Annotated in this window: 16 protein-coding genes and 1 pseudogene; 16 read left to right on the top strand and 1 reads right to left on the bottom strand. The window is 73.1% G+C overall.

The features are described 5' to 3' along the window. Positions 1-280: 280 nt before the first annotated feature. From ssd to AC0B9F_RS31525, 7 genes and pseudogenes are all read left to right on the top strand, one after another. Positions 281-1,393 (top strand): septum site-determining protein Ssd, encoded by a 1,113-nt coding sequence (ssd, locus tag AC0B9F_RS31555; protein WP_472008281.1) that lies wholly within the window; start codon positions 281-283, stop codon positions 1,391-1,393. After that, positions 1,390-2,616 (top strand): TadA family conjugal transfer-associated ATPase, encoded by a 1,227-nt coding sequence (locus AC0B9F_RS31550; protein ID WP_472008279.1) that lies wholly within the window; start codon positions 1,390-1,392, stop codon positions 2,614-2,616. The genes ssd and AC0B9F_RS31550 overlap by 4 nt, the downstream gene beginning before the upstream one ends. Next, positions 2,609-3,559, top strand: coding sequence for a type II secretion system F family protein (locus tag AC0B9F_RS31545; RefSeq protein WP_472008277.1), 951 nt, complete (start codon positions 2,609-2,611; stop codon positions 3,557-3,559). The genes AC0B9F_RS31550 and AC0B9F_RS31545 overlap by 8 nt, the downstream gene beginning before the upstream one ends. A 76-nt stretch (positions 3,560-3,635) precedes the next feature. Further along, positions 3,636-4,427, top strand: coding sequence for a type II secretion system F family protein (locus tag AC0B9F_RS31540; protein WP_472008275.1), 792 nt, complete (start codon positions 3,636-3,638; stop codon positions 4,425-4,427). Positions 4,428-4,501: 74 nt separating this feature from the next. After that, the gene (locus AC0B9F_RS31535) at positions 4,502-4,714 is read left to right on the top strand and encodes a DUF4244 domain-containing protein (protein WP_472008273.1); all 213 of its coding nucleotides are present in this window, start codon (positions 4,502-4,504) and stop codon (positions 4,712-4,714) included. Next, entirely contained in the window at positions 4,701-5,066 is a 366-nt protein-coding gene (locus AC0B9F_RS31530; RefSeq protein WP_472008271.1) for a TadE family type IV pilus minor pilin, read from the top strand. Before AC0B9F_RS31535 ends, AC0B9F_RS31530 begins: the two co-directional genes overlap by 14 nt. A gap of 65 nt (positions 5,067-5,131) precedes the next feature. Beyond that, positions 5,132-5,536 (top strand): annotated as a pseudogene (locus tag AC0B9F_RS31525) (Rv3654c family TadE-like protein); the annotation flags it as partial. Here the strand turns inward: AC0B9F_RS31525 and AC0B9F_RS31520 are convergent. Continuing rightward, complete coding sequence (locus AC0B9F_RS31520) at positions 5,499-8,135, bottom strand: DEAD/DEAH box helicase (protein ID WP_472008269.1); 2,637 nt, start codon at positions 8,133-8,135, stop codon at positions 5,499-5,501. The pseudogene AC0B9F_RS31525 and the gene AC0B9F_RS31520 overlap by 38 nt on opposite strands. 82 nt (positions 8,136-8,217) lie before the next feature. Between AC0B9F_RS31520 and bldG the strand changes: the two genes are divergently transcribed. The 9 genes from bldG to AC0B9F_RS31475 all read left to right on the top strand — a co-directional run bounded on the left by bldG (position 8,218) and on the right by AC0B9F_RS31475 (position 23,254). Further along, the gene (gene bldG / locus AC0B9F_RS31515; RefSeq protein ID WP_009189842.1) at positions 8,218-8,559 is read left to right on the top strand and encodes an anti-sigma factor antagonist BldG; all 342 of its coding nucleotides are present in this window, start codon (positions 8,218-8,220) and stop codon (positions 8,557-8,559) included. A 104-nt stretch (positions 8,560-8,663) separates the two neighbouring features. Next, a complete protein-coding gene (locus AC0B9F_RS31510) occupies positions 8,664-9,101 on the top strand; it encodes an ATP-binding protein (protein WP_472008268.1) in 438 nt (145 codons plus the stop codon). A 316-nt stretch (positions 9,102-9,417) separates the two neighbouring features. Further along, the gene (locus AC0B9F_RS31505) at positions 9,418-11,826 is read left to right on the top strand and encodes a sodium-translocating pyrophosphatase (protein WP_472008266.1); all 2,409 of its coding nucleotides are present in this window, start codon (positions 9,418-9,420) and stop codon (positions 11,824-11,826) included. A 238-nt stretch (positions 11,827-12,064) separates the two neighbouring features. Further along, positions 12,065-12,661 (top strand): small secreted protein, encoded by a 597-nt coding sequence (locus AC0B9F_RS31500; protein ID WP_472008265.1) that lies wholly within the window; start codon positions 12,065-12,067, stop codon positions 12,659-12,661. A 325-nt stretch (positions 12,662-12,986) separates the two neighbouring features. Beyond that, on the top strand, positions 12,987-14,504 hold the full coding sequence (locus AC0B9F_RS31495; protein ID WP_472008264.1) for a DUF7059 domain-containing protein: 1,518 nt from the start codon (positions 12,987-12,989) through the stop codon (positions 14,502-14,504). A gap of 653 nt (positions 14,505-15,157) precedes the next feature. Beyond that, positions 15,158-15,355, top strand: coding sequence for a hypothetical protein (locus tag AC0B9F_RS31490; RefSeq protein ID WP_472008263.1), 198 nt, complete (start codon positions 15,158-15,160; stop codon positions 15,353-15,355). Between the two features lie 302 nt (positions 15,356-15,657). Continuing rightward, positions 15,658-18,495, top strand: coding sequence for a type I DNA topoisomerase (gene topA, locus AC0B9F_RS31485; protein WP_472008262.1), 2,838 nt, complete (start codon positions 15,658-15,660; stop codon positions 18,493-18,495). 155 nt (positions 18,496-18,650) lie between these two features. Then, a complete protein-coding gene (gene tmk, locus AC0B9F_RS31480; protein ID WP_472008261.1) occupies positions 18,651-21,881 on the top strand; it encodes a dTMP kinase in 3,231 nt (1,076 codons plus the stop codon). 167 nt (positions 21,882-22,048) lie between these two features. Beyond that, positions 22,049-23,254, top strand: a complete 1,206-nt coding sequence (locus tag AC0B9F_RS31475) for a DNA polymerase III subunit delta' (protein WP_472008259.1) — start codon at positions 22,049-22,051, stop codon at positions 23,252-23,254.

The raw sequence follows: 23,254 nt of genomic DNA, 5'->3' as shown, positions 1-23,254 counted from the left end.
GAAAGCCGCGCACGCGCCGGACAAGGGTCACCGGTATGGGTGACGGAGATATTCACAAGCCCTGAGCCGTCCACAGTTATCGACCAAGATCCACATGATTTCCGACTTCGCTGCACCGTGATTCCAACGCGTCCCGCCACGGCGAGTTCGTGGCCGGTTCCCATTGGCGGGCGCGTATGGCCGGTTTCCGTCGGCCGTCCATATGGAGGCCGCTCGCCGGTTCTTCACACGTTCAGGAATCGCGGGGCCCGAGAGGCCACGCGCCATGCAGCCAAGGGGGATGGAAACCGTGTCCGGAACCGTCACACACGACCCGCCGCCCGCCACCTCGGGACGCCAGGGCCGACCGCTCATCGTCACCGAGGACGCCGAGCTCCTCGACGACCTGCTGCGCCTGTGCGCGGCAGCGGGCGCCACACCGGAAGTGCACCACGGGGTGCCCGAACCGCGCGGCAACTGGGAGGCCGCCCCGCTCGTCCTGGTCGGCGACGATGCTGCCGGGCGAGTGCGCGGCGCCACCCGGCGCCGGGGCGTGGTTCTCGTCGGGCGCGACCAGGACGACTCGGGGGTGTGGAAGCGAGCCGTCGAGATCGGCGCCGACCACGTCCTGATGCTGCCCGACGGAGAGCAGTGGCTGGTCGACCGCATCGCCGACGTCGCCGAGGGCGTCGGCCGGCCCGCCCTCACCATCGGCGTCATCGGCGGACGCGGCGGTGCCGGAGCCTCCACGCTCGCGTGCGCGCTCGCCGTCACCTCCGCGCGGGAGGGCATGCGCACCCTGCTCGTCGACGCCGATCCGCTGGGCGGCGGCCTCGACGTCCTCCTCGGCGGCGAGAGCGCCGAAGGCCTGCGCTGGCCGGCGTTCGCCGCATCCCGCGGCCGGGTCGGCGGCGGCGCGCTGGAGGAGTCACTGCCCGAACTGCACGCACTGCGCGTGCTCAGCTGGGACCGCGGAGACTGCGTCGCCGTGCCCCCGCAGGCCGTGCGCGCGGTCCTCGCCGCCGCCCGGCGCCGCGGCGGCACCGTCGTCGTCGACCTGCCGCGCCGCCTCGACGACGGCGTCGCCGAGGTGCTCGCCCAGCTCGACATCGGCCTCCTCGTCGTCCCCGCCGAGCTACGGGCCGTCGCCGCCGCCGGACGGGTGGCGTCCGCCGTCTGCATGGTCCTGAAAGACCTGCGGGTCGCCGTACGCGGCCCCTACGCGCCCGGCCTCGACGACCGCGAAGTGGCGCGGCTGCTCCAACTCCCCCTCGCCGGTGAGGTGCCCCTGGAATCGGCCCTGCTGCGCCCCGGAGAGGGCAAGGCGCCACCGGGCGCGGCGGCACGCGGGCCACTGGCCCGGTTCTGCACGCAGTTCTGGGAGCGCGCCCTGATCGAGGCGGGTGCCGCATGAACGCCCTCGACGCGACGACCGGAGTGGAACTGCTGGACGGCGTACGACGCCGGCTGGCCGCCAGCGGCGCCGAACCCACCCCCGCCCGCGTGGCACAGGCGCTGCGCGAACAGGGCCGGGTCCTCGGCGACGCGGAAGTCCTCGGCGCGGCCGAGCGGCTGCGCTCGGAACTGGTCGGCGCCGGACCGCTGGAGCCCCTGCTGGCCGACCCGACCGTGAGCGACGTGCTGGTCTCGGCGCCGGACCGGGTCTGGGTGGACCGCGGCACCGGCCTGGAGCTGACCGGCGTCACCTTCCCCGACCCGGCCGCCGTACGACGCCTCGCGCAGCGCCTCGCCGCGGTGGCCGGGCGGCGCCTGGACGACGCCCGTCCCTGGGCTGACGCCCGGCTGCCCGACGGCACCCGGTTGCACGCGGTGCTGTCCCCGGTCGCCGTCGGCTGCACCTGCCTGTCCCTGCGCGTCGTACGGCCGCGCGCCTTCACCCTCGGCGAGCTGGTCGCGGCGGGCACCGTGCCGCCCGGCGGAGACCGGGTGCTGCGCGCCCTGCTGGCGGCCCGGCTGTCCTTCCTGATCAGCGGTGGTACCGGCAGCGGCAAGACGACCCTGCTGAGCGCGCTGCTCGGCCTGGTCGGGCCGGACGAGCGCATCGTCCTCGCCGAGGACTCCGCCGAACTGCGGCCCGACCACCCGCATGTCGTACGCCTGGAGGCCAGACCCGCCAACCAGGAGGGCGCGGGCCTGGTCACTCTCGAGGACCTGGTGCGGCAGGCGCTGCGGATGCGGCCGGACCGGCTGGTCGTCGGCGAGGTGCGCGGGGCGGAGGTCGTGCATCTGCTGGCCGCCCTCAACACCGGCCACGAAGGAGGCTCGGGCACCGTTCACGCCAACGCGGCAGCGGACGTCCCGGCCCGCCTGGAGGCGCTCGGCACGGCCGCCGGGCTCGACCGGGCCGCCCTGCACAGCCAGGTCGCCGCCGCCCTGTCCGTCGTTCTGCACCTGGCACGCGACCGCGCCGGCCGACGCCGGATCGCCGAGGTGCACGTCCTGGAGCGTGACCCGTCCGGCCTGGTGCGGACGGTGCCGGCCCTGCGCTGGGGCCGGGAGGCGTTCGTGCGCGAGCGGGGCTGGGAGCGGCTGCGGGAGCTGCTCGGCAGCCATGGCGACGGATGCGACGAGGACCCGGGCGCGACCGGTGACCGGGGAGGTGGCACGGATGGATGAGACACCGTGGGGTGTGGCGCAGGCGTCATGGGCCGCCGCCGCGGCCTGCCTGGGAATGGCGGCCTGGCTGGTCGGCGGTGACCACTTCGGGGCGCGGCGGGTCCGGCTGGTGCTCGCGGGCGGGGGAACGGTGGCGGCCGGGGGAACGCCGGCTGCCGGAGGGTTGGTGACGGCGGGAGGGGTGGTGACGGCCGGGGGAGTGGTGGCTGCCGTGCCCGCCTGGCCCGATCTCGCCCAGGAGGTACAGCGGTTGCGGGCGCGGTGGCGCCCCGAGTGGTGGACGGCGGTCGCCGGAGTGCTGCTGGGCCTGTGGGGCGCCTCCCTGCTGCCGGTCGTCGCGGGGGCGGCCGGGGTGCCGTTGCTGCGGCGGGCGCGGCTGGCGGCAAAGGCGCGGCGCGAGCGGGAACAACGGGAGGACGCCGTCATCGCGCTGTGCGCGGCGCTCGCCGGAGAGGTACGCGCCGGGCGACAGCCGGGCCACGCGCTGCTGAGCGCGGCGCGCGAGTCCGGCGGTCTCGGAGAGGGCCGGGCCGCGGTCCTGGCGGCCGCCCGCTTCGGCGGGGACGTCCCGGCCGCGCTCGCGACCGCGGCCCGGCAGCCGGGCGCCGACGGACTGCTGGGGCTCGCCGCCTGCTGGCGGGTGGCCCTGGACCAGGGCGCGGGCCTCGCGGCCGGACTGAACCGGCTCCAGGCGGCTCTGCGTGCCGAACGCGACCAGCGTGCGGATCTACGCGCCCAGTTGGCGGGCGCCCGCTCCACCGCGGTGCTGCTCGCCGGTCTGCCGGCCCTCGGCCTGGCCCTGGGCACCGCGCTCGGCGCCGATCCGCTGCGGGTGCTCCTGCACACCGGAGCGGGTCTCGGATGCCTGCTGGTCGGCGGGCTGCTGGAGGCGGCGGGCGTGTGGTGGGCGCTGCGGGTGGTGCGGGCGGCGGAATCGGCGTGAGGAGCCGGTCGCCCGGCGCCGGCGCGAGGCGCGGAGACGGCAGGAGACGGAGAGGACCGGGAGGAGTGAGGGCGTGATGAGCACGGAGGTTGTCCACAGGCTGGGGGCGGTGTCTGCCCTGGTGCTGAGCCTGGTGTGGGCGGCGCGGTGGCTGGAGCGGGTGCGGCGTGAGCGCCGGATGCGTCGGCGGCTGACTCGGCTGCTGGCCCGAGAGGCGGTGTCGGTGAGTCGCCGGTTACGGCTGGGTCGTGGGTGGAGGCGCCGACTGCCCCTGCTCGCCGTGGCGGGCGCGGGATGGGCCGTCATCGGCGGGATCACCGGCGTAGTCCTCGGCGTGGTCGCCGCGGCCGGGTTGGAGGTCTGGCGCCGGCGGCAGTCGGCGGGAATTTCCGGTGCAAGCCTCACCGCGGTGGAACTGCGGGAAGCGGAACGTCAACTCCCGCTCGCATCCGACCTGCTGGCCGCGTGTATCGCCGCGGGCGCCGGACCGGTGGACGCGGCGCATGCCGTCGGTGATGCGCTGGGCGGTCCGCTCGGACAGGCCCTCGCGCGTGGGGCCGCGGAGGTACGGCTCGGCGGCGAACCGGCCGACGCCTGGCGGAGATTGGCCGCGCTGCCCGGGGCCGGTGCGCTGGCCCGGCTGCTGGAACGGGCCGACGTCAGCGGGCTGCCGATGGCTGAGCCGGTCGCGCGGCTCGCCACGGACGCCCGCGCCGACTGGACGCGTACGGCGACGGAACGGGCCAGACGGGCGGTGGTGATGGTGACCGCGCCGGTGGGGCTGTGCTTCCTGCCCGCGTTCATCGTGATCGGCGTCCTGCCCGTGGTGATCGGACTCGCGGGCGGCGTGCTGGAAGGGGGTGGGTGACGGCGGGGACGGACCGGTGTGAACGCACGACACGGACTGACGGACGAACGGAACGGAACCTCACGGGGGTTGAGATGTACAAGGCAGTGAAGGCACGCATGCGGGTACTGCTGCGCAGGGCACGCGCGGTGGGGCGGAGGGACGCCGGAATGGTCACCTCCGAATACGCGGTCGGCGTGGTGGCGGCGGTGGCGTTCGCCACCGTGCTCTACAAACTGGTGACGAGCGAGGCGGTCTCCGCGCAGCTGCAGGCCCTGATGAATCGAGCGCTCGGTGCGGCGGTGTGAGCGGCCGCGAGACGCCGGGTTCGTGACGGCGGAGACGGCTGTGGCCCTGCCGGTACTGGTCCTCTTCGCCACCGCCCTGGTGTGGGGGCTGCTCGTCGTCGCGGCGCAGGTCCAGTGCGTGGACGCGGCGCGGACGGGGGCGCGAGCGGCCGCCCGCCAGGATCCGGCCGAGGAGGTGATCCGGGCGGCGCGGGACACGGCCCCGCCGGGGGCCCGGATCACCGTCGGCCGGGAGGGCGATCACGTCCGGGTGGTCGTCGAGGCCAGGCCCGCCCTGCTGCGCGGGCTGTCCTTCGAACTGCGCGAGGAGGCCGTGGCGTTGGCGGAGGAGACGGTGGGGGCCGAGCCGTGAGGCGGCTGGGCGCGGACGGGCGGGGAGAGCCGCGCGCGTACGGCCGGTGGGCCTTCGGCCCGTGCATGTCCAGCTGGTCCGGGTTCGGCTGGTTCAGGTCCAGCTGTGGGGTCGGGCGCGGCCGGTGCACGTCCGGCCGGGACCGCGGTTCGGCGACCGTATGGAGCGTCGGGGTGATCGCCGTGCTGTGTGCGGTGTTCGCGGCCGTGCTGGCGCTCGGGCACGCTGTCGTGGTCCGGCACCGCGCGGCCGGCGGTGCGGACCTCGCGGCGCTCGCCGCGGCGGACCACTGGGCCGAGGGCACCACCGCGGCCTGCGCCCGGGCGGCCGGTGTCGCGCGGGCCCAGGACGTACGGCTGGTGCGGTGCGCGATCGTCGGCGAGACCTCGGACGTCACGGCGGCGTCGGGACAGGCCCCGTTCGCCGCGGAGGTCAGGGCGAGAGCGGGCCCTGCCGGGCGGACACCGACGGATCCTCTGCCGGATCCTGCGCCGTCCCCGCGCCCGGCTCCTGCGCCCGGCGCTCCACCGGACTCTCCTTCGGCATCTCCTCCGCCTTCTCGTTCTGTTCCTCGCCCTGCTCCTCGTTCTGTTCCTGGCCCGGCTTCCCGTCCGGCTTCTCCTCCGGTGCCCCGCGCAGCAGCACCGTGAGCAGGCGCACGGCGCCGCGTTTGTGGAGCGGATCGTTGCCGTTGCCGCACTTGGGGGACTGGATGCAGGACGGGCAGCCGGCCTCGCACTCGCAGGAGGCGATGGCCTCGCGGGTCGCCGCGAGCCAGGCGCGGGCGGTGTGGAAGGCGCGCTCCGCGAAGCCCGCGCCGCCGGGGTGGCCGTCGTAGACGAAGACCGTCGGCAGGAGCGTGTCGGGGTGCAGCGGCACCGAGACGCCGCCGATGTCCCAGCGGTCGCAGGTCGCGAACAGCGGCAGCATGCCGATGGACGCGTGTTCGGCGGCGTGCAGGGAGCCGCCGAGGATCTCCGGGGTGATCCGGGCATCGTCCAGCTGGTCCTCGGTGACCGTCCACCACACCGCGCGCGTGCGCAGCGTCCGCGGAGGCAGGTCGAGCTTCGTCTCGCCGAGCACCTCTCCGGTGATCAGCCGCCGGCGCAGAAAGGAGACCACTTGGTTGGTGACTTCCACCGAGCCGTAGCACAGGCGTCCCTCGCCCCACGGGATCTCGACGTCCGTCTCCAGGACGGAGATCGCGGTGGTGTCGCGGGCGACGGTCGAATACGGCGGGCTCGCCTGTTCCACCAGGGCGACCGAGTCCTCCAGGTCCAGGGAGCGCACGAGGTAGGTGCGGCCCTGGTGGAGGTGGACGGCGCCCTCGTGGACGGTGCTGTGGGCGGCCGCGGCGTCGACCGTGCCGAGGAGGCGGCCCGTACCGGTCTCGACGATCTGTACCGGGCGGCCGCCCGCCCCGCGGATGTCGGTGAGGTCGGCGGCCCGCTCGCGGCGGGTCCAGTGCCAGGCCGTGGTCCGGCGGCGCAGCAGCTTGGCGGCTTCCAGCTGGGGGATCACGTCCGCACAGGCCGGGCCGAACAGTTCCAGGTCGTCCTCGACCAGCGGGAGCTCGGCTGCGGCCGCGCACAGGTGCGGGGCGAGCACGTAGGGGTTGTCGGGGTCGAGGACCGTGGACTCCACCGGTCGGTCGAACAGGGCCTCGGGATGGTGGACGAGGAAGGTGTCCAGCGGGTCGTCGCGGGCGATCAGCACCGCCAGGGCGCCCTGGCCGGAGCGGCCCGCCCGGCCGGCCTGCTGCCACAGCGACGCGCGCGTGCCCGGGTAACCGGCGATCAGGACGGCGTCCAGGCCCGAGACGTCCACGCCGAGCTCCAGGGCGGTCGTCGCGGCGAGACCGAGCAGCTCGCCGGAGTGCAGCGCGCGCTCCAGGGCGCGGCGCTCCTCGGGGAGGTAACCGCCGCGGTAGGCCGCGACACGCCGGGCGAGTGAGCGATCCACTTCGGCGAGCCGCTCCTGCGTGATCACCGAGATCAGCTCGGCGCCACGCCGGGAGCGGACGAAGGCGACGGTGCGTACGCCCTGCACGGCGAGGTCGGTGAGCAGATCGGCGGTCTCGGCGGTGGCGGTACGCCGAACGGGTGCACCTTTCTCGCCCTGCATCTCGGTGAGCGGGGGCTCCCAGAGGGCGAACACCAGTTCACCGCGCGGGGAGGCGTCGTCGGCCACCTCGACGACCGGCAGCCCCGTCAGCCGCCGGGCGGCCACGGCGGGCTCGGCAGCGGTCGCGGAGGCCATCAGGAACACCGGGGAGGACCCGTAGCGGGCACACAGACGGCGCAACCGGCGCAGCACCTGGGCGACGTGCGAGCCGAAGACGCCCCGGTAGGTGTGGCACTCGTCGATGACGACGTACCGCAGGGACTTCAGGAAGGAGGCCCAGCGCGAGTGGGAGGGCAGGATCCCGCGGTGCAGCATGTCGGGGTTGGTCAGCACGTAATTGCCGTACTGGCGGATCCACTCGCGTTCCTCGAACGGGGTGTCGCCGTCGTAGACCGCAGGCCGCACGGCGTGTCGGAGCGGCTGTGAAAGTTCCTTCACCGACCGGCACTGGTCCGCCGCAAGCGCCTTGGTCGGGGACAGGTACAGGGCGGTGGCGCCGCGGCCGTTCGGGGCCTCGGAGCCGTCCAGCAGGGCCGAGAGGACGGGCACCAGGTAGGCGAGGGACTTGCCGGAGGCGGTGCCGGTGGCGACCACCACCGACTCGCCGTCCAGGGCGTGCTCGGCGGCCTCGGCCTGGTGGGCCCAGGGATGCTCGATCCCGCACGCCTGCACGGCCGCGATCACTTCCGGGCGGATCCGGTCCGGCCAGACGGCATGGCGGCCCGCGCGCGGGGGCAAGTGCTCCGTATGAGTGATGCGCGACGCCCGGTTCGGGCCCGAGGCGAGCCTGCCCAGGACAGCACCCGGCTCCGGGCGGGACACGAGGTCCGGGGCGGGTCGATCGGATCGGTGATTCTTGGCCATCGGCACCGAGTGTGTCACTGGCGTGACGGACAATGGAGCCAAGGCGTCGTGCACGCCTGCCGGTAAGTGATTGAATGCCATCGCGGCTGGCGAACCGTCCTTGGGGCTGTAAGCCGAGGTGTCCCGAGGGACGACCGCTCGATAGCAAGGTGCTGGAGGATCCGTGGACCTGTCCCTGTCGACCCGTACCGTCGGCGATCGTACGGTCGTCGAGGTCGGTGGCGAAATCGACGTATATACCGCGCCCAAGCTGCGCGAGCAGTTGGTCGAGTTGGTGAACGACGGGAATTTCCACCTCGTCGTCGACATGGAGGGCGTGGACTTCCTCGACTCGACCGGACTTGGCGTGCTGGTGGGCGGCCTCAAGCGGGTGCGCGCCCACGAGGGCTCGCTGCGCTTGGTCTGCAACCAGGAGCGCATTCTGAAGATCTTCCGTATCACCGGTCTGACCAAGGTGTTCCCGATCCACACCTCGGTCGACGAAGCGGTGGCGGCCACCGACTGAGCATGCCGCCCCGGCACGCCGGGACGGCCGAGTTGAACAGCAGGGGGACCGGGCCCGTGCGGCCCGGCCCCTCGACAGCACGCCCGTAGTCGCGAGGGGGATGCATGGCCACCGTTGAACTCCGCTTCAGCGCGCTGCCCGAGCACGTCAGGACCGCCCGGCTGGTGGCGGCAGCGGTGGCGCGCAGGGCCGGAGTGGACGAGGCCGTCCTCGACGAGGTCAGGCTCGCGGTCGGCGAGGCGTGCACGCGTGCTGTCGGACTGCACCAGAGCGGGGGCATCAGCGCCCCCGTGAAGGTGCTGCTGATCGAGGAGGAGAAACAGTTCTCCATCGAGGTCGGTGACGAGGCGCGGCACGCCACCCCCGGTTCGGGGGCGGCCGGCGCCGACGGCGCAGCCACCGACGCGGAGGTCGAGGAGGACGAGATGGGCCTCGCGGTCATCTCCGGCCTCGTCGACGACGTGGAGGTCACCGCCGGGGAGCACGGCGGGCAGATCCGTATGACCTGGCCGGCCGCACCGCCGGCCACGACGCTCACCTGATCGCCCGGCGATCACCGCGCACACGACGAAGGGCCCCCTCGTGGGGCCCTTCGTCGTGTGCGGATGTCAGTGGCCGCCCCTACAGTGGTTCACGCAGCGCATCGTCTCCGACGTGACGCGTAAGGGGCGATGCATTTCGTGAAGCGATTCACGATCTATGTTTCACCGGAGAGGTGTCGGGAAAACCGCGCCGGGAATGCTTTCAGGGCGTTACCAGGCGGCGGCGAATTCCGTTTCCCGGGCCCTGTTTACATCGGGCACGGGTACCTACAATCCGTCCACATCGTGAGCTCAGCCCAAGCGTCAAGGAGGACGAATGGCGGAGCTTTCCATCTCACATCGATTGGGCCACCCCTCGACTCTCGCAGCCGCGGTACTGACCGACGACAACCGGATCCTGATCATGGTCATCGGCGTCGTCGCCCTGGCCGCACTGGCGGTCGCGGGCGTGCTCCTGCGCCAGGTGCTCGCGGCGGGCGAGGGCACCGACAGCATGAAGAAGATCGCGGCCGCCGTCCAGGAAGGCGCGAACGCCTATCTGGCCCGGCAGCTGCGCACGCTCGGCGTATTCGCCGTCGTCGTGTTCTTCCTGCTCATGCTGCTGCCCGCGGACGACTGGAATCAGCGGGCCGGACGGTCGATCTTCTTTCTGATCGGCGCGGCCTTCTCGGCGGCCACCGGCTATATCGGCATGTGGCTCGCCGTGCGCAGCAATGTGCGGGTCGCCGCGGCGGCCCGGGAAGCGACGCCGGCACCCGGTGAGCCGGAAAAGGATCTCACCGCCGTTTCACACAAAGCGATGAAGATCGCTTTCCGTACGGGTGGCGTCGTCGGCATGTTCACGGTGGGGCTCGGCCTGCTGGGCGCGTCCTGCGTGGTGCTGGTGTACGCGGCGAACGCGCCGAAGGTGCTGGAGGGCTTCGGCCTGGGCGCGGCACTGATCGCGATGTTCATGAGGGTGGGCGGCGGCATCTTCACCAAGGCCGCCGACGTCGGCGCCGACCTGGTCGGCAAGGTCGAGAAGGGCATCCCGGAGGACGATCCGCGCAATGCCGCGACCATTGCCGACAACGTGGGCGACAACGTCGGCGACTGCGCCGGCATGGCCGCCGACCTGTTCGAGTCCTACGCGGTCACCCTGGTGGCCGCACTGATCCTCGGCAAGGCGGCCTTCGGCGACTCCGGTCTCGCCTTCCCGCTGCTCGTCCCCGCCATCGGCGTGCTCACGGCGATGATCGGCATCTTCGCCGTCGCGCCGCGCCGCGCCGACCGCAGCGGCATGAGCGCGATCAACCGCGGCTTCTTCATCTCCGCGGTGATCTCTTTGGTGCTGGTCGCGGTCGCCGTCTTCATCTACCTTCCAGCGAAGTACTCCGGCCTCCACGGGGTCACCGACCTGGCGATCCGCGGCAAGGACGGTGACCCGCGCGTGCTCGCGCTCGTCGCGGTGGCGATCGGCATCCTGCTGGCCGCCGTGATCCAGCAGCTGACCGGCTACTTCACCGAGACCACCCGCCGCCCGGTCAGGGACATCGGTAAGACATCCCTCACCGGTCCCGCCACGGTCGTCCTCGCAGGCATCTCCGTCGGCCTCGAATCAGCCGTGTACACGGCCTTGTTGATCGGCCTGAGCGTGTACGGGGCGTTCCTGCTCGGCGGTACGTCGATCATGCTCGCGCTGTTCGCGGTCGCGCTGGCCGGCACCGGTCTGCTCACCACGGTCGGCGTGATCGTGGCGATGGACACCTTCGGGCCGGTCTCCGACAACGCCCAGGGCATCGCCGAGATGTCCGGCGACGTCGAAGGCGCCGGTGCGCAGGTGCTCACCAACCTCGACGCGGTCGGCAACACCACCAAGGCCATCACCAAGGGCATCGCCATCGCCACGGCCGTGCTCGCGGCGTCGGCGCTGTTCGGGTCGTACCGCGACGCGATCACCACGAACGTCCGCGACGTGGGCGAGAAGCTCACCGGCGCGGGCGCTCCGCTGACCCTGTCCATGGACATCTCCCAGCCCAACAACCTCGTCGGCCTCATCGCGGGCGCGGCGGTCGTCTTCCTCTTCTCGGGGCTGGCGATCAACGCGGTGTCGCGGTCGGCGGGTTCGGTGGTGTTCGAGGTGCGCCGGCAGTTCCGTGAGAAACCCGGGATCATGGACTTCACGGAGACACCGGAGTACGGCAAGGTCGTCGACATCTGCACCAAGGACGCGCTGCGGGAGCTGGCCACGCCCGGACTGCTCGCGGTGATGGCGCCGATCTTCATCGGGTTCACGCTCGGCGTCGGCGCGCTCGGCGCGTATCTGGCGGGCGCGATCGGCGCGGGCACGCTGATGGCGGTGTTCCTCGCCAACTCCGGCGGCGCCTGGGACAACGCCAAGAAGCTCGTCGAGGACGGCCACCACGGCGGCAAGGGCAGCGAGGCGCACGCGGCGACGGTCATCGGCGACACGGTGGGCGACCCGTTCAAGGACACCGCGGGCCCCGCCATCAACCCGCTGCTGAAGGTCATGAACCTGGTGTCGCTGCTCATCGCGCCCGCCGTGATCAAGTTCTCCTACGGTGCGGACAAGAGCATCGGCGTGCGGGTGGCGGTCGCGGTGCTCGCGTTCCTGGTGATCCTCGTGGCGGTCTACGTCTCCAAGCGGCGCGGTATCGCCGTGGGCGACGAGGGCGATGACGCCGAGCCGTCGTCCAAGTCGGCTGATCCGGCGGTCGTTTCGTAGACCGGGTGAGGTCCTGACCGGCGACCGAGTCAAGGGGTTGCCCTCAAAGAGCGGGCGGGCCGCGCGCGTTGGCGCGGTGGCCGCCCGCTCCGCTGTGTGCGGCGGGTGCGCGGTGGGTGTGTGAACCGGGTTCGTGAGCCTTCTCTCGCTTGGTGCGAATGGCTTCAAAAAGGGATCAATCGGTCAACCCGAGTGCGGGTGGTGCGCGGGCGGCGTGTATGTTCCGGGGCCGAGAGCCATGGAAGGGACCAATCCGGTGAACAAGAAGCTCGCGGCCGCACTGTCCGGCGGTGCGGTACTGGTACTGGCAGTGTCCGGGTGCAGCAGCGACAACGGCAACGAGAAGCTGGACGCCTGGGCCAAGCAGGTCTGTGACGCCGTCCAGCCGCAGGCGAAGAAGATCGAGGCCGCGAACGCCGCGATCCAGAAGGAGACCTCGGACAACAGCGCGCCCAAGGACGTCCAGGCGACCGACGCGCGGGCCTTCCAGGACATGTCCGACGCCTACAAGGCGATCGGGGCCGCGGTACAGCGCGCCGGTGCGCCGAACGTGGGCGACGGCGAGAAGAAGCAGCGCGACGCGGTGACGGAACTGAACGCGCTGTCCGCGAAGTACGCCGCGCTGAAGAAGCAGGTCGACGCGCTGAACACCTCGGACCAGGGGAAGTTCGCCGACGGGCTGAAGGGGATCGCCACCGAGCTGGACAAGCTCAGCAAGAGCGGAAGCGATGCGCTGAAGAATCTGGAGGAGGGCGACGTCGGGAAGGCGATGAGCAAGCAGGAGAGCTGCAAGAGCGCGTCTGCGCCGGCTGCGCCTTCGGCCACGAAGAGCTGACGGCGAGGTGGCGGTGGGGGTGACGGTGCGATGACGGTGCGGCTGGCCTGAGGCGCCTTCTCGTCTGCCGCGTCTGTGTGCGTCTGTGTGCGTCGGCGGGTGCGGGGTGCGTTGTGGCTGGTCGCGCCGTTCCCCGCGCCCCTGATGTGCCTGCGGCGGCCCCCTGCTGTCCGGCGGTGGGCTGGTGCAGCGGCTTCAGCGCGGCCTTCCCGCCGTGCGCGGCCGTCCGCCCGTCCGGGCGCGGGTACGGACGTCCGGGCGCGGGCTGCGGACGTCCCGGGCGCGGGTTGCGGACGTCCCGGGCGGCGCGGGACACAATGGGGGCGTGAGTGATGCCACCCTCTTCCCCCTGCCCTCCGTCGATCGCGATGTTGCCGGGCGGTTGCGCGATGCCCTGCTCGGGGCCGCCTTCACCGCTGACGGGCTGCTCGATCTGCTCGGAGCGCCCGCCTACGCGGCGCTGGCGCGCAGTGAGACCGTTCCCGCGCTGCGGGCGACCCGTGGCGACACGCCGCTGGAGACGCTCGTACGGCTGTTCCTGCTGCAGCAGCCGGTGCCGCTCGCGCGAGTCGCCGGCGTGCTGCCCGTGGACGCGTGCCTGGAGACCGGGTGGCTCGTCGCGGTCGGCGCGGACGAGGTGGCCGCCGCCGTGGACGTGCGGCCGTACGGCGGGGTCGACGGGGAGGACTGGTTCATCGTCTCCGACCTGGGGTGTGCGGTCGGGGGCGCCGGCGGCATCGGCAGCCGGAACGAAGAGGTGGTGCTCGGGGTCGGCGGGGCCTCCACGACCTTGGCCGGCATCACCGTTCGTACGCCGGTCGCCGCCGCGCTGGACCTCGGCACCGGGTCGGGCATTCAGGCGCTGCACGCCGCTCAGCACGCCACGCGGGTGACCGCGACCGATGTCAATCCGCGGGCGCTGCACATCGCCGCGCTCACGCTGGCGCTGTCCGGGGCGCCCGAGGCCGATCTGCGGCAGGGGTCGCTGTTCGAGCCGTTGCGGGACGACGAGACCTTCGATCTGATCGTGTCCAATCCGCCGTTCGTGATCTCGCCCGGCGCCCGGCTGACCTACCGGGACGGTGGGATGGGCGGGGACGATCTGTGCCGCTCGCTCGTTCAGGGGGCAGGGGAACGGCTGAACGTGGGCGGGTTCGCGCAGTTCCTCGCCAACTGGCAGCACGTCGAGGGGGAGGACTGGCAGGACAGACTCAGGTCATGGGTGCCCCGCGGCTGCGACGCGTGGATCGTGCAGCGCGAGGTGCAGGACGTCACGCAGTACGCCGAGCTGTGGCTGAGGGACGCCGGCGATCACCGTGCGGACGCGACGGAGTACCAGGCGCGGTACGACGCGTGGCTGGAGGAGTTCGAGGCGCGCAAGGTGAAGGCCGTGGGCTTCGGCTGGATCACCCTGCGGCGCACGGACTCCGACGAGCCGTCGATCACCGTCGAGGAGTGGCCGCACCCGGTCGAGCAGCCGCTCGGCGACACCGTCCGGGCCCACTTCCGGCGCCTGGACCATCTGCGCGCGCACGACGACGCGGCGCTGCTCGCGGCGAGCTACCGGCTGACCGCCGAGGTGGTCCAGGAACAGGTCGGGCTGCCCGGCGCGGAGGACCCGGAGCACGTCGTGCTGCGGCAGAACCGCGGCATGCGCCGGGCCACCAAGGTCGACACGGTCGGCGCGGGCTTCGCCGGCGTGTGCGACGGCACGCTGAGCGCGGGCCGCATCCTGGACGCGATCGCCCAGCTGATGGGTGAGGACCCGGTGCTGCTGCGCGACCGCACGCCCGCGCAGATCCGGCTGCTGGTGGAACAGGGGTTCCTCGAGCCCGCCGAGTGAGGACGCCCGCATGCGGGCGTCCGGCCGCTGTGGGGACGTGCCCGCTGTGGGGGCCGCACCCGCTGTGAGGGGCGCGCCCGCTGTGAGGGGCGGGCGCGCCCGCTGCGGGGGGCGCGACCGCCGTGCGAGCACCCACCCCGTGTGACGCCGCCCACCGGGGAGTGCGGCCGCCGTGTGAGGCCGCCCGCCGTGCGAGCACCCACCCCGTGTGAGGCCGCCCACCGGGGAGTGCGGCCGCCGTGTGAGGCCGCCCGCCGTGCGAGCACCCACCCCGTCCGAGGCCGCCCGCCGGGGGGCGCGACCGCCGTGCGAGGCCGCGCACCGGGGAGGGCGACCGCCACGCCCTGCCGCCCACCGGGCAGCGGGCGGCACGTCGGGCGGGAGCAGGCGGCCCACCGGGCAGCAGGCGGCCCACCGGGCAGCGGGTGGCCCACCGGGCGGGAGCAGGCGGGCGGGAACAGTTCGCGGCGCCAAAAACGGGAAAAGTCGCGGGGCGAAAAAATCGGCGGAAAGTTGTCCCGGTGAGCCAGCCGGACGCGCTGCGGGGTGATCGGCGGCGTGCCGTTCATCCCGGGTTCGCCTGCCCGCCGTGCGCGCGTGCCACTCTCCCGGCACCGGGCACGCGCGGACGGGAGAACAGGGGCACGCCAGCCATGGAAAGCGGACCGGCGATCTTCGCAGGAGCGGTGTTCGCCCTGTTCGGAGGCGCACTGACGGTGTGGACCGGGGTCCGGGTCCGGCGCGGCCAGCCGGTCGCCCACGGTGTGAGGCCGGTCGCATCGGCGACCCTCGCGGTGCTCCTGGCGGTGGCCGCCCTGGGGGCCGGCCTGTGGTGCTTCACCCAGGTCTGAGGCCTGACCGCGAGCTCGACCGCGGGTAAGGGGAATGTGACGCTCCGGACAGGGCCGAAACGGCGGGTGGGCACTCCGGGCGGCAGGATCGGCGTTTCTCGGGTTACCGTTCGAGTGGCCGTTGCGGGCTTTCGCCGTTTGACACGGAGGCGGGATGTACCGTCACACTCCGCAGCGTCACCAGCGAGCGCGCCGGCGGGACCGGCCGTAGAGCCCCACGGCGAGCGCGCCACGAAGTGAAGACCCGACCCCGGGAGACCAGGCCTGGGGAGGCCCAGCGTCGACCGGAGAGAAGAGCGAAGTTGTCCCCGACCAGCGAGACCGCACAGGGCGGCCGCCGACTCGTCATCGTCGAGTCGCCTGCCAAGGCGAAGACGATCAAGGGCTATCTCGGCCCCGGCTACGTCGTCGAAGCGAGCGTCGGGCACATCCGTGACCTTCCCAACGGCGCCGCGGAGGTGCCCGAGAAGTACACCGGCGAGGTCCGCCGCCTCGGCGTGGACGTCGAGCACGACTTCCAGCCGATCTATGTCGTCAACGCCGACAAGAAGGCCCAGGTCAAGAAGCTCAAGGACCTGCTGAAGGACTCCGACGAGCTCTACCTCGCCACCGATGAGGACCGGGAGGGCGAGGCGATCGCCTGGCACCTCCAGGAGGTGCTCAAGCCCAAGGTCCCGGTCAAGCGGATGGTCTTCCACGAGATCACCAAGTCCGCGATCCAGGCCGCCGTCGCCAACCCGCGCCAGCTCAACCAGAAGCTGGTCGACGCCCAGGAGACCCGCCGTATCCTCGACCGCCTCTACGGCTACGAGGTTTCCCCGGTGCTGTGGAAGAAGGTCATGCCGCGGCTGTCCGCCGGGCGTGTCCAGTCCGTCGCGACCCGTCTCGTGGTGGAGCGGGAACGCGAGCGCATCGCGTTTCGTTCTGCTGAGTACTGGGACCTGACGGGCACCTTCGCGACCGGCCGCGCGGGGGACTCGTCCGACCCGTCGTCGCTGGTCGCCCGCCTGCAGACCGTCGACGGCCGGCGGGTCGCGCAGGGCCGCGACTTCGACTCTCTCGGACAGATCAAGAGCGCGAACACCCTCCACCTCGACGAGGCGAACGCCCGCGCCCTGGCCGCCGCCCTGGAGAACACGCAGTTCTCCGTGCGGTCCGTCGAGTCCAAGCCGTACCGCCGCTCGCCGTACGCCCCGTTCCGTACGACGACGCTGCAGCAGGAGGCCAGCCGCAAGCTCGGCTTCGGCGCGAAGGCGACGATGCAGATCGCGCAGAAGCTGTACGAGAACGGCTACATCACGTACATGCGTACGGACTCCACGACGCTGAGCGAGACCGCGATCAGGGCCGCCCGCGCCCAGGTCACGCAGCTCTACGGCGCCGAGTACCTCCCCGACGCCCCGCGTACCTACGCCGGCAAGGTGAAGAACGCGCAGGAGGCGCACGAGGCGATCCGCCCCTCGGGCGATCGTTTCCGCACGCCCGCGGAGACCGGCCTGACCGGCGACCAGTTCAAGCTGTACGAACTGATCTGGAAGCGGACCGTCGCCTCCCAGATGAAGGACGCGACGGGCAACTCCGTCACCGTGAAGATCGGCGGTGCGGCCGCCGACGGGCGCGACGTCGAGTTCAGCGCGTCCGGCAAGACGATCACCTTCCACGGCTTCCTCAAGGCCTACGTCGAGGGCGCGGACGACCCGAACGCCGAGCTCGACGACCGTGAGCGCAGGCTGCCGCAGGTCTCCGAGGGCGACCGGCTGAGCGCCGAGGAGATCACCGTCGACGGCCACGCGACCAAGCCGCCGGCCCGCTACACCGAGGCCTCGCTGGTCAAGGAGCTGGAAGAGCGCGAGATCGGCCGCCCGTCGACGTACGCGTCGATCATCGGCACGATCCTCGACCGCGGGTATGTGTTCAAGAAGGGCACGGCCCTCGTGCCGTCCTTCCTGTCGTTCGCCGTGGTCAACCTGCTGGAGAAGCACTTCGGCCGGCTCGTCGACTACGACTTCACCGCGAAGATGGAGGACGACCTCGACCGCATCGCGGCCGGCGAGGCCCAGGCCGTGCCGTGGCTGAAGCGCTTCTACTTCGGCGAGGGCAACGCCGAGAGCGCCGCGGCCGACGCCGGCAACGGCGACGGCGACCACCTCGGCGGCCTCAAGGAACTGGTGACCGACCTGGGCGCGATCGACGCCCGCGAGGTGTCCTCGTTCCCCGTCGGCAACGACATCGTGCTGCGCGTCGGCCGCTACGGGCCCTACGTCGAGCGCGGCGAGAAGGGCACCGAGGAGTACCAGTCCCACGACGTCCCGGACGACCTGGCGCCCGACGAGCTGACCGTCGAGCTCGCCGAGGAACTGCTCGCCAAGCCGAGCGGCGACTACGAGTTGGGCACCGACCCGGCGACCGGCCACACGATCGTCGCCAAGGACGGCCGCTACGGCCCGTACGTCACGGAGATCCTCCCCGAGGGCACCCCGAAGACCGGCAAGAACGCGGTCAAGCCGCGCACGGCGTCGCTGTTCAAGTCGATGTCCCCGGACACGGTGACCCTCGAGGACGCGCTGCGGCTGATGTCGCTGCCGCGGGTCGTCGGCGCCGACGCCGAGGGCCAGGAGATCACCGCCCAGAACGGCCGCTACGGGCCGTATCTGAAGAAGGGCACGGACTCGCGGTCCCTGCAGTCCGAGGAGCAGCTCTTCACGATCACGCTGGAAGAGGCGCTGGAGATCTACGCGCAGCCCAAGCAGCGCGGCCGGGCCGCGGCCAAGCCGCCGCTGAAGGAGCTGGGCGAGGACCCGGTCAGCGGCAAGCCGGTCGTGGTCAAGGACGGCCGCTTCGGGCCGTACGTCACGGACGGGGAGACCAACGCGACCCTGCGCTCCGGCGACAGCGTCGAGACGATCACCCCGGAGCGCGGCTTCGAGCTGCTCGCCGAGAAGCGCGCGAAGAGCCCCGCCAAGAAGACGGCGAAGAAGGCGCCCGCCAAGAAGGCGACGGCGAAGAAGGCGACCACGGCGGCGAAGAAGACCACGACCGCCAAGAAGACCGCGGCGAAGAAGACGACCACGGCGAAGACCGCGGCCAAGAAGACGACCGCGAAGAAGACCGCGGCGTCCAAGGCGGCCGCCGAGGACTGACGGCCCGTCGGGCGACGCGCTGTCCGGCCCCGGCCGGCACATGACACGCCCGGCGTTCGCGAAAAAGCACGCCCCGGCACCCATATCGGTGTCGGGGCGCGCGTCTGTTCGGACGGTCGCCGGTGACTGTCGGTGGCGCCCGATAGTCTGAATGCATGACGCGAGCCGACCAGCCAACGGCCCCCCACCCGGTCCCGGACGACGCCCTGGTAGCGGACTCCCGCGAGCGCGCCGTCCGTGCGCTGCTGCGCCATCCCCAGCTCAGGCGACTGTGGAGCGCACAGTTGGTGGGCGGTGTCGGAGACGTCCTCGCCCTGCTCGTCCTGGTCCTGCTCGCCCTGCAGGCGGCGATCGGCCAGGGCTCCTTCGGCGGCGGCTACCGAGGCGTGGCATTCGCAGTGGCGACCGTCTTCGCGGTCCGCATACTGGCCACCCTGATCTTCGGCGCGATCCTCCTCGGGCCGCTGACCAGCCTGACCTCGCCGGACGGCCCGCTCGACCGCCGCTGGACCATGGTCGGCGCGGACGGCGTACGGGCGGCGCTGCTCATCGTCGCGCCCCTGTGGATCGACTGGACGCCGCGCAACGCCCTCGCCGTCCTGCTGGTCACCGCCTTCCTCACCTCGGTCGCCGAGCGCGTGTGGGCGGTGTGCCGGGAGAGCGCCGCCCCCGCCCTGCTGCCCGCTCCGCCGCCCGAGGGCGCCACGGTACGGCCGCTGCCGGACCACCTGGACGCCCTGCGCCGTCTGTCCCTGCGGACGGGTTTCGCCTCCGTCCCGCTCGGCGCGGCCGCCCTGGTCGTCGCCGCGCTGCTGAACAATCTGCTGGGCACCGGCGTCGACTGGTTCGACCAGCACAAGGCGGCCCTCGCCTCGTACCTGGCGGCCGGGCTGTTCGCCGCCTCCCTGTCCGTGCTGACCTTCCTCGAGCTGCCCGCCACGCGCACCCCGCGCGCCAAGTCGCCCCTGGAGGGCCTGCGCCGCCCGAAGACGGGCACCGGCGTCGACAAGGGCCGCACCGGCGCGATCCCGCTGCTGGTCTTCGCCTGTGGCGCCGTCGCCGCGGCGATCTCCGCCGCCGTCGCCGTGTGCGTGCTGCACGCCAAGGACCTCGGTGGTGGCCCGGTGCTGTACGGCCTGCTGGTCGCCGCGCTGACCGGCGGCGTCGTGGTCGGCATCCGTACGGCCCCGAAGGTGCTGGTGTCGCTGTCGCGGCGCCGGCTGCTGTCGCTGTCGATCGCCTTCACCGGCATCGCCCTGCTCGCCGCCGGCCTCGTCCCGGACGTCACCAGCGTCCTGCTGCTCGTCGCGCTGGCCGGCGTCGGCGCGGGCGTGGCCGCCAACACCGGGCACACCCTGCTCGACCAGGAGACCGAGGACCACCGCCGGTCCCGCACCACCGAGCACCTGCACGCCGTGGTCCGGGTCCTGGTCGCCCTCGCCGCAGTGGTCGCGCCCCTGATCGCCGCCGGGATCGGGCCGCACCGCCTGGAGAACGGCAAGTTCGTCTTCGCACACGGCGGCGCCGCGTTCACGCTGATGCTCGTCGGCGCGCTGCTGCTGCCGGTGGCCGTGCTGGTGCTGGCCAAGGTCGACGACCGCGCGGGCGTGCCCCTGCGGCACGACCTGCGCGACGCGCTGCTCGGCGACGACCCGGTGCAGGCGCCCGCAGCCGGCGGCTTCTTCATCGCCCTGGAGGGCGGCGACGGCGCCGGCAAGTCCACGCAGGCCGAGGCGCTCGCCGAGTGGATCCGCGGCAAGGGCCACGAGGTCGTCGTCACCCGCGAGCCGGGCGCCACGCCGGTCGGCAAGCGGCTGCGCTCGATCCTGCTGGACGTGTCGTCGGCCGGCCTGTCCCACCGCGCGGAGGCGCTGCTGTACGCCGCCGACCGCGCCGAGCACGTCGACACGGTCGTACGGCCCGCCCTGGAGCGCGGAGCGGTCGTGATCTCCGACCGGTACATCGACTCGTCCGTGGCCTACCAGGGCGCGGGCCGCGACCTGTCCCCGACGGAGATCGCCCGGATCAACCGCTGGGCGACCGACGGCCTCGTGCCGCATCTGACGGTGCTGCTGGACGTGGCGCCGGAGACCGCGCGCGAGCGGTTCACGGAGGCGCCCGACCGGCTGGAGTCGGAGCCGGCGGAGTTCCACGCGCGCGTGCGCTCCGGCTTCCTCACGCTGGCCGCCGCCGACGCCGGGCGGTACCTGGTCGTCGACGCCGGTCAGGAGCCCGAGGCGGTCACGACCGCCATCCGGCACCGGCTCGACCAGGTGCTGCCGCTGTCCGAGGCCGAGATCAAGGCCCAGGAGGAGGCACGGCGCAAGGCCGAGGAAGAGGCGCGCCGCAAGGCCGAGGAGGAGGCCGCCCGCAAGGCCGAGGAGGAGCGCCTGGAGCGTGAGCGCCAGGAGGAGCTGGCCCGGCTGCGCGCCGAGGAGGAGGAGCGCAAGCGGCGCGAGCTGGAGGAGGCCCAGCGCCGCGAGGCCGAACGGCAGGCCGAGGAGGCCCGGCAGCGGGCCGAGGAAGCACGCCGCCGTGCCGAGGAGGAGCGGGCCCGGCTGCTCGCCGAGGAGAAGGCCCGCGCCGAGGAGGAGGCCCGCCGCAAGGCCGAGGAGGAGCAGCGGCGCAAGCAGGCCGAGGAGGAGGCCCGGCTGCGCGCCGAGGCCGAACGCCAGCGCCTGGAGAAGCAGCGCAAGGCCGAGGAGGCGCTGCTGCGCGCCGAGGAGGCCCGCCGGGCGGCGGAGGAGGCCGCGGCGACCGCACAGGCCGGCCCCAGGCCGACGCCGCCGGCGGTGACGCCGGACGCGGCGACCGTGCCGACGCCGGTGGTCACGCCGACCAACGCCACGGGCGGCCCCCTGGAGGAGACGGCGGTCCTGCGCCCGGTCCGCGACGAGCGGCCCGAGGACACCCCGCAGGAACACCGGTCCGGTGGTCACCGCGCCGGAAAGCCCGCCGAGGCCTCCGACGCCGAGGTGACGGCGGAACTGCCGCAGGCCGAAGTGACGGCGGAACTCCCGCAGCCGCCGGTGCCGCCCCGCGCGGCGGACGAGACGGCCGTGCTGCCGCCGGTGAGGCCGTTGGACGCGGAGGAGACCGCGGTCCTGCCGTCCGTGCGCGAGGAGAGCCTCGTGGACCGGGTCCCGCCGGGGTACTTCCGCGACGAGCCGGCGACCCCGCGACCCGACGGCTCCGACGACCGCACGCGTGAGCTGCCGCAGCTCGACGCGGACGGTATGCCCACGCGCCGTCCCCGCTCGGACTGGGCCGAGGAGACCCCGCTGGACGACCTGCCGACCCTGGCGGACGAACTGCTGGGTCCGCGCCACGACGACGAGGAGCACGACGATGACCGCCGGGGCCGGGGCCGCGGCCGGGGACGCTGAGCCTCCGGGCCGTGTCGGCCGGCCGACACGGTCTGGACCGGCCGCGCCCGGACCGGCCCGGTGGTCGCCTTGATCCCCCGCCGGAACCGGGCGGCGGCATCGGTTGTCAGTGGCCCCCCGCACAATGGATCCCGCAAGTGACGCAGGACGAAAGGGCGGGGTGACCCATGACCGTATGGGACGACCTGGTCGGGCAGGAGCGGGTGAGCGAGCAGCTCGCCGCCGCCGCCCGGGACGCCGATGCCCTGGTGACCGCGGTCGCGGCCGGCGGGCCGGCGCCTCAGGCGTCGAAGATGACGCACGCCTGGCTGTTCACGGGGCCGCCCGGCGCCGGACACATCCAGGTGGCGCGGTCCTTCGCCGCCGCACTGCAGTGCGTGAGCCCCGACCGCGCGCTGGGCGGCGTCCCCGGCTGCGGCTTCTGCGACGGCTGCCACACCGCGCTGATCGGCACGCACGCCGACGTCACGACCGTCGCCGCCGTCGGCACGCAGATCCTCGCGGAGGACATGCGGGACACGGTCCGCAAGTCGTTCACGTCGCCGGCGACCGGCCGCTGGCAGGTCATCCTCGTCGAGGACGCCGAGCGGCTGAACGAGAAGTCCGCCAACGCCGTCCTCAAGGCCGTGGAGGAGCCCGCCCCGCGCACGGTGTGGCTGCTGTGCGCCCCCTCCATCGAGGACGTCCTGCCCACGATCCGCTCCCGCTGCCGCCACCTGAACCTGAGCACGCCGTCGGTCGCCGCGGTCGCCGACATGCTCGTACGGCGGGAAGGCGTCGAGCCGGACGTCGCGGCCGCAGCGGCCCGCGCCACGCAGGGGCACGTCGACCGGGCCCGCCGGCTGGCGACCGACCCGGCCGCGCGCGAACGCCGGGCCGCCGTGCTGAAGCTGCCGCTGCGCGTCGAGGACGTCGGCGGCGCGCTGCGGGCCGCCCAGGAGCTCGTCGACGCCGCCGCCGAGGACGCCAAGGCGCTCGCCGAGGAACTGGACGCCAAGGAGACCGAGGAGCTCAAGGCGGCGCTCGGCGCGGCGCAGGGCGGTCGCCTGCCGCGCGGTACGGCGGGCGTGATGAAGGATCTTGAGGACAAGCAGAAGCGACGCCGCACCCGGACCCAGCGCGACAGTCTGGACCTGGCGCTGACCGATCTCACCGGCTTCTACCGTGACGTGCTCGCCCTCCAGCTCGGCTCCCGCGTCGCGATCGCCAACGCCGACGCCGAGGACGCGCTGGAACGCCTCGCCCGCGCGGGCACGCCGGAGTCCACCCTGCGCCGCATCGAGGCCGTCACCGCGTGCCGTGACGCCCTCGACCGCAACGTGGCGCCGCTGCTGGCGGTGGAGGCGATGACGATGGCACTGAGAGCGGGCTGA

It is taken from the genome of Streptomyces sp. NPDC097129 (assembly GCF_055668065.1).
The sequence above is the reverse complement of the archived record's forward strand: the minus strand, read 5'-3'. Positions and strand labels throughout refer to the sequence as shown.

Excerpts from the sequence above, each read along its gene's own strand:
- AC0B9F_RS31510 (WP_472008268.1), top strand. The coding sequence starts at position 8,664 with ATGGCCACCGTTGAACTCCGCTTCAGCGCGCTGCCCGAGCACGTCAGG.
- AC0B9F_RS31505 (WP_472008266.1), top strand. The coding sequence starts at position 9,418 with ATGGCGGAGCTTTCCATCTCACATCGATTGGGCCACCCCTCGACTCTC.
- AC0B9F_RS31545 (WP_472008277.1), top strand. The coding sequence starts at position 2,609 with ATGGATGAGACACCGTGGGGTGTGGCGCAGGCGTCATGGGCCGCCGCC.
- AC0B9F_RS31475 (WP_472008259.1), top strand. The coding sequence starts at position 22,049 with ATGACCGTATGGGACGACCTGGTCGGGCAGGAGCGGGTGAGCGAGCAG.
- AC0B9F_RS31500 (WP_472008265.1), top strand. The coding sequence starts at position 12,065 with ATGGAAGGGACCAATCCGGTGAACAAGAAGCTCGCGGCCGCACTGTCC.
- tmk (WP_472008261.1), top strand. The coding sequence starts at position 18,651 with ATGACGCGAGCCGACCAGCCAACGGCCCCCCACCCGGTCCCGGACGAC.
- AC0B9F_RS31535 (WP_472008273.1), top strand. The coding sequence starts at position 4,502 with ATGTACAAGGCAGTGAAGGCACGCATGCGGGTACTGCTGCGCAGGGCA.
- AC0B9F_RS31550 (WP_472008279.1), top strand. The coding sequence starts at position 1,390 with ATGAACGCCCTCGACGCGACGACCGGAGTGGAACTGCTGGACGGCGTA.
- AC0B9F_RS31520 (WP_472008269.1), bottom strand. The coding sequence starts at position 8,135 with ATGGCATTCAATCACTTACCGGCAGGCGTGCACGACGCCTTGGCTCCA.
- AC0B9F_RS31490 (WP_472008263.1), top strand. The coding sequence starts at position 15,158 with ATGGAAAGCGGACCGGCGATCTTCGCAGGAGCGGTGTTCGCCCTGTTC.
- AC0B9F_RS31540 (WP_472008275.1), top strand. The coding sequence starts at position 3,636 with ATGAGCACGGAGGTTGTCCACAGGCTGGGGGCGGTGTCTGCCCTGGTG.
- ssd (WP_472008281.1), top strand. The coding sequence starts at position 281 with ATGGAAACCGTGTCCGGAACCGTCACACACGACCCGCCGCCCGCCACC.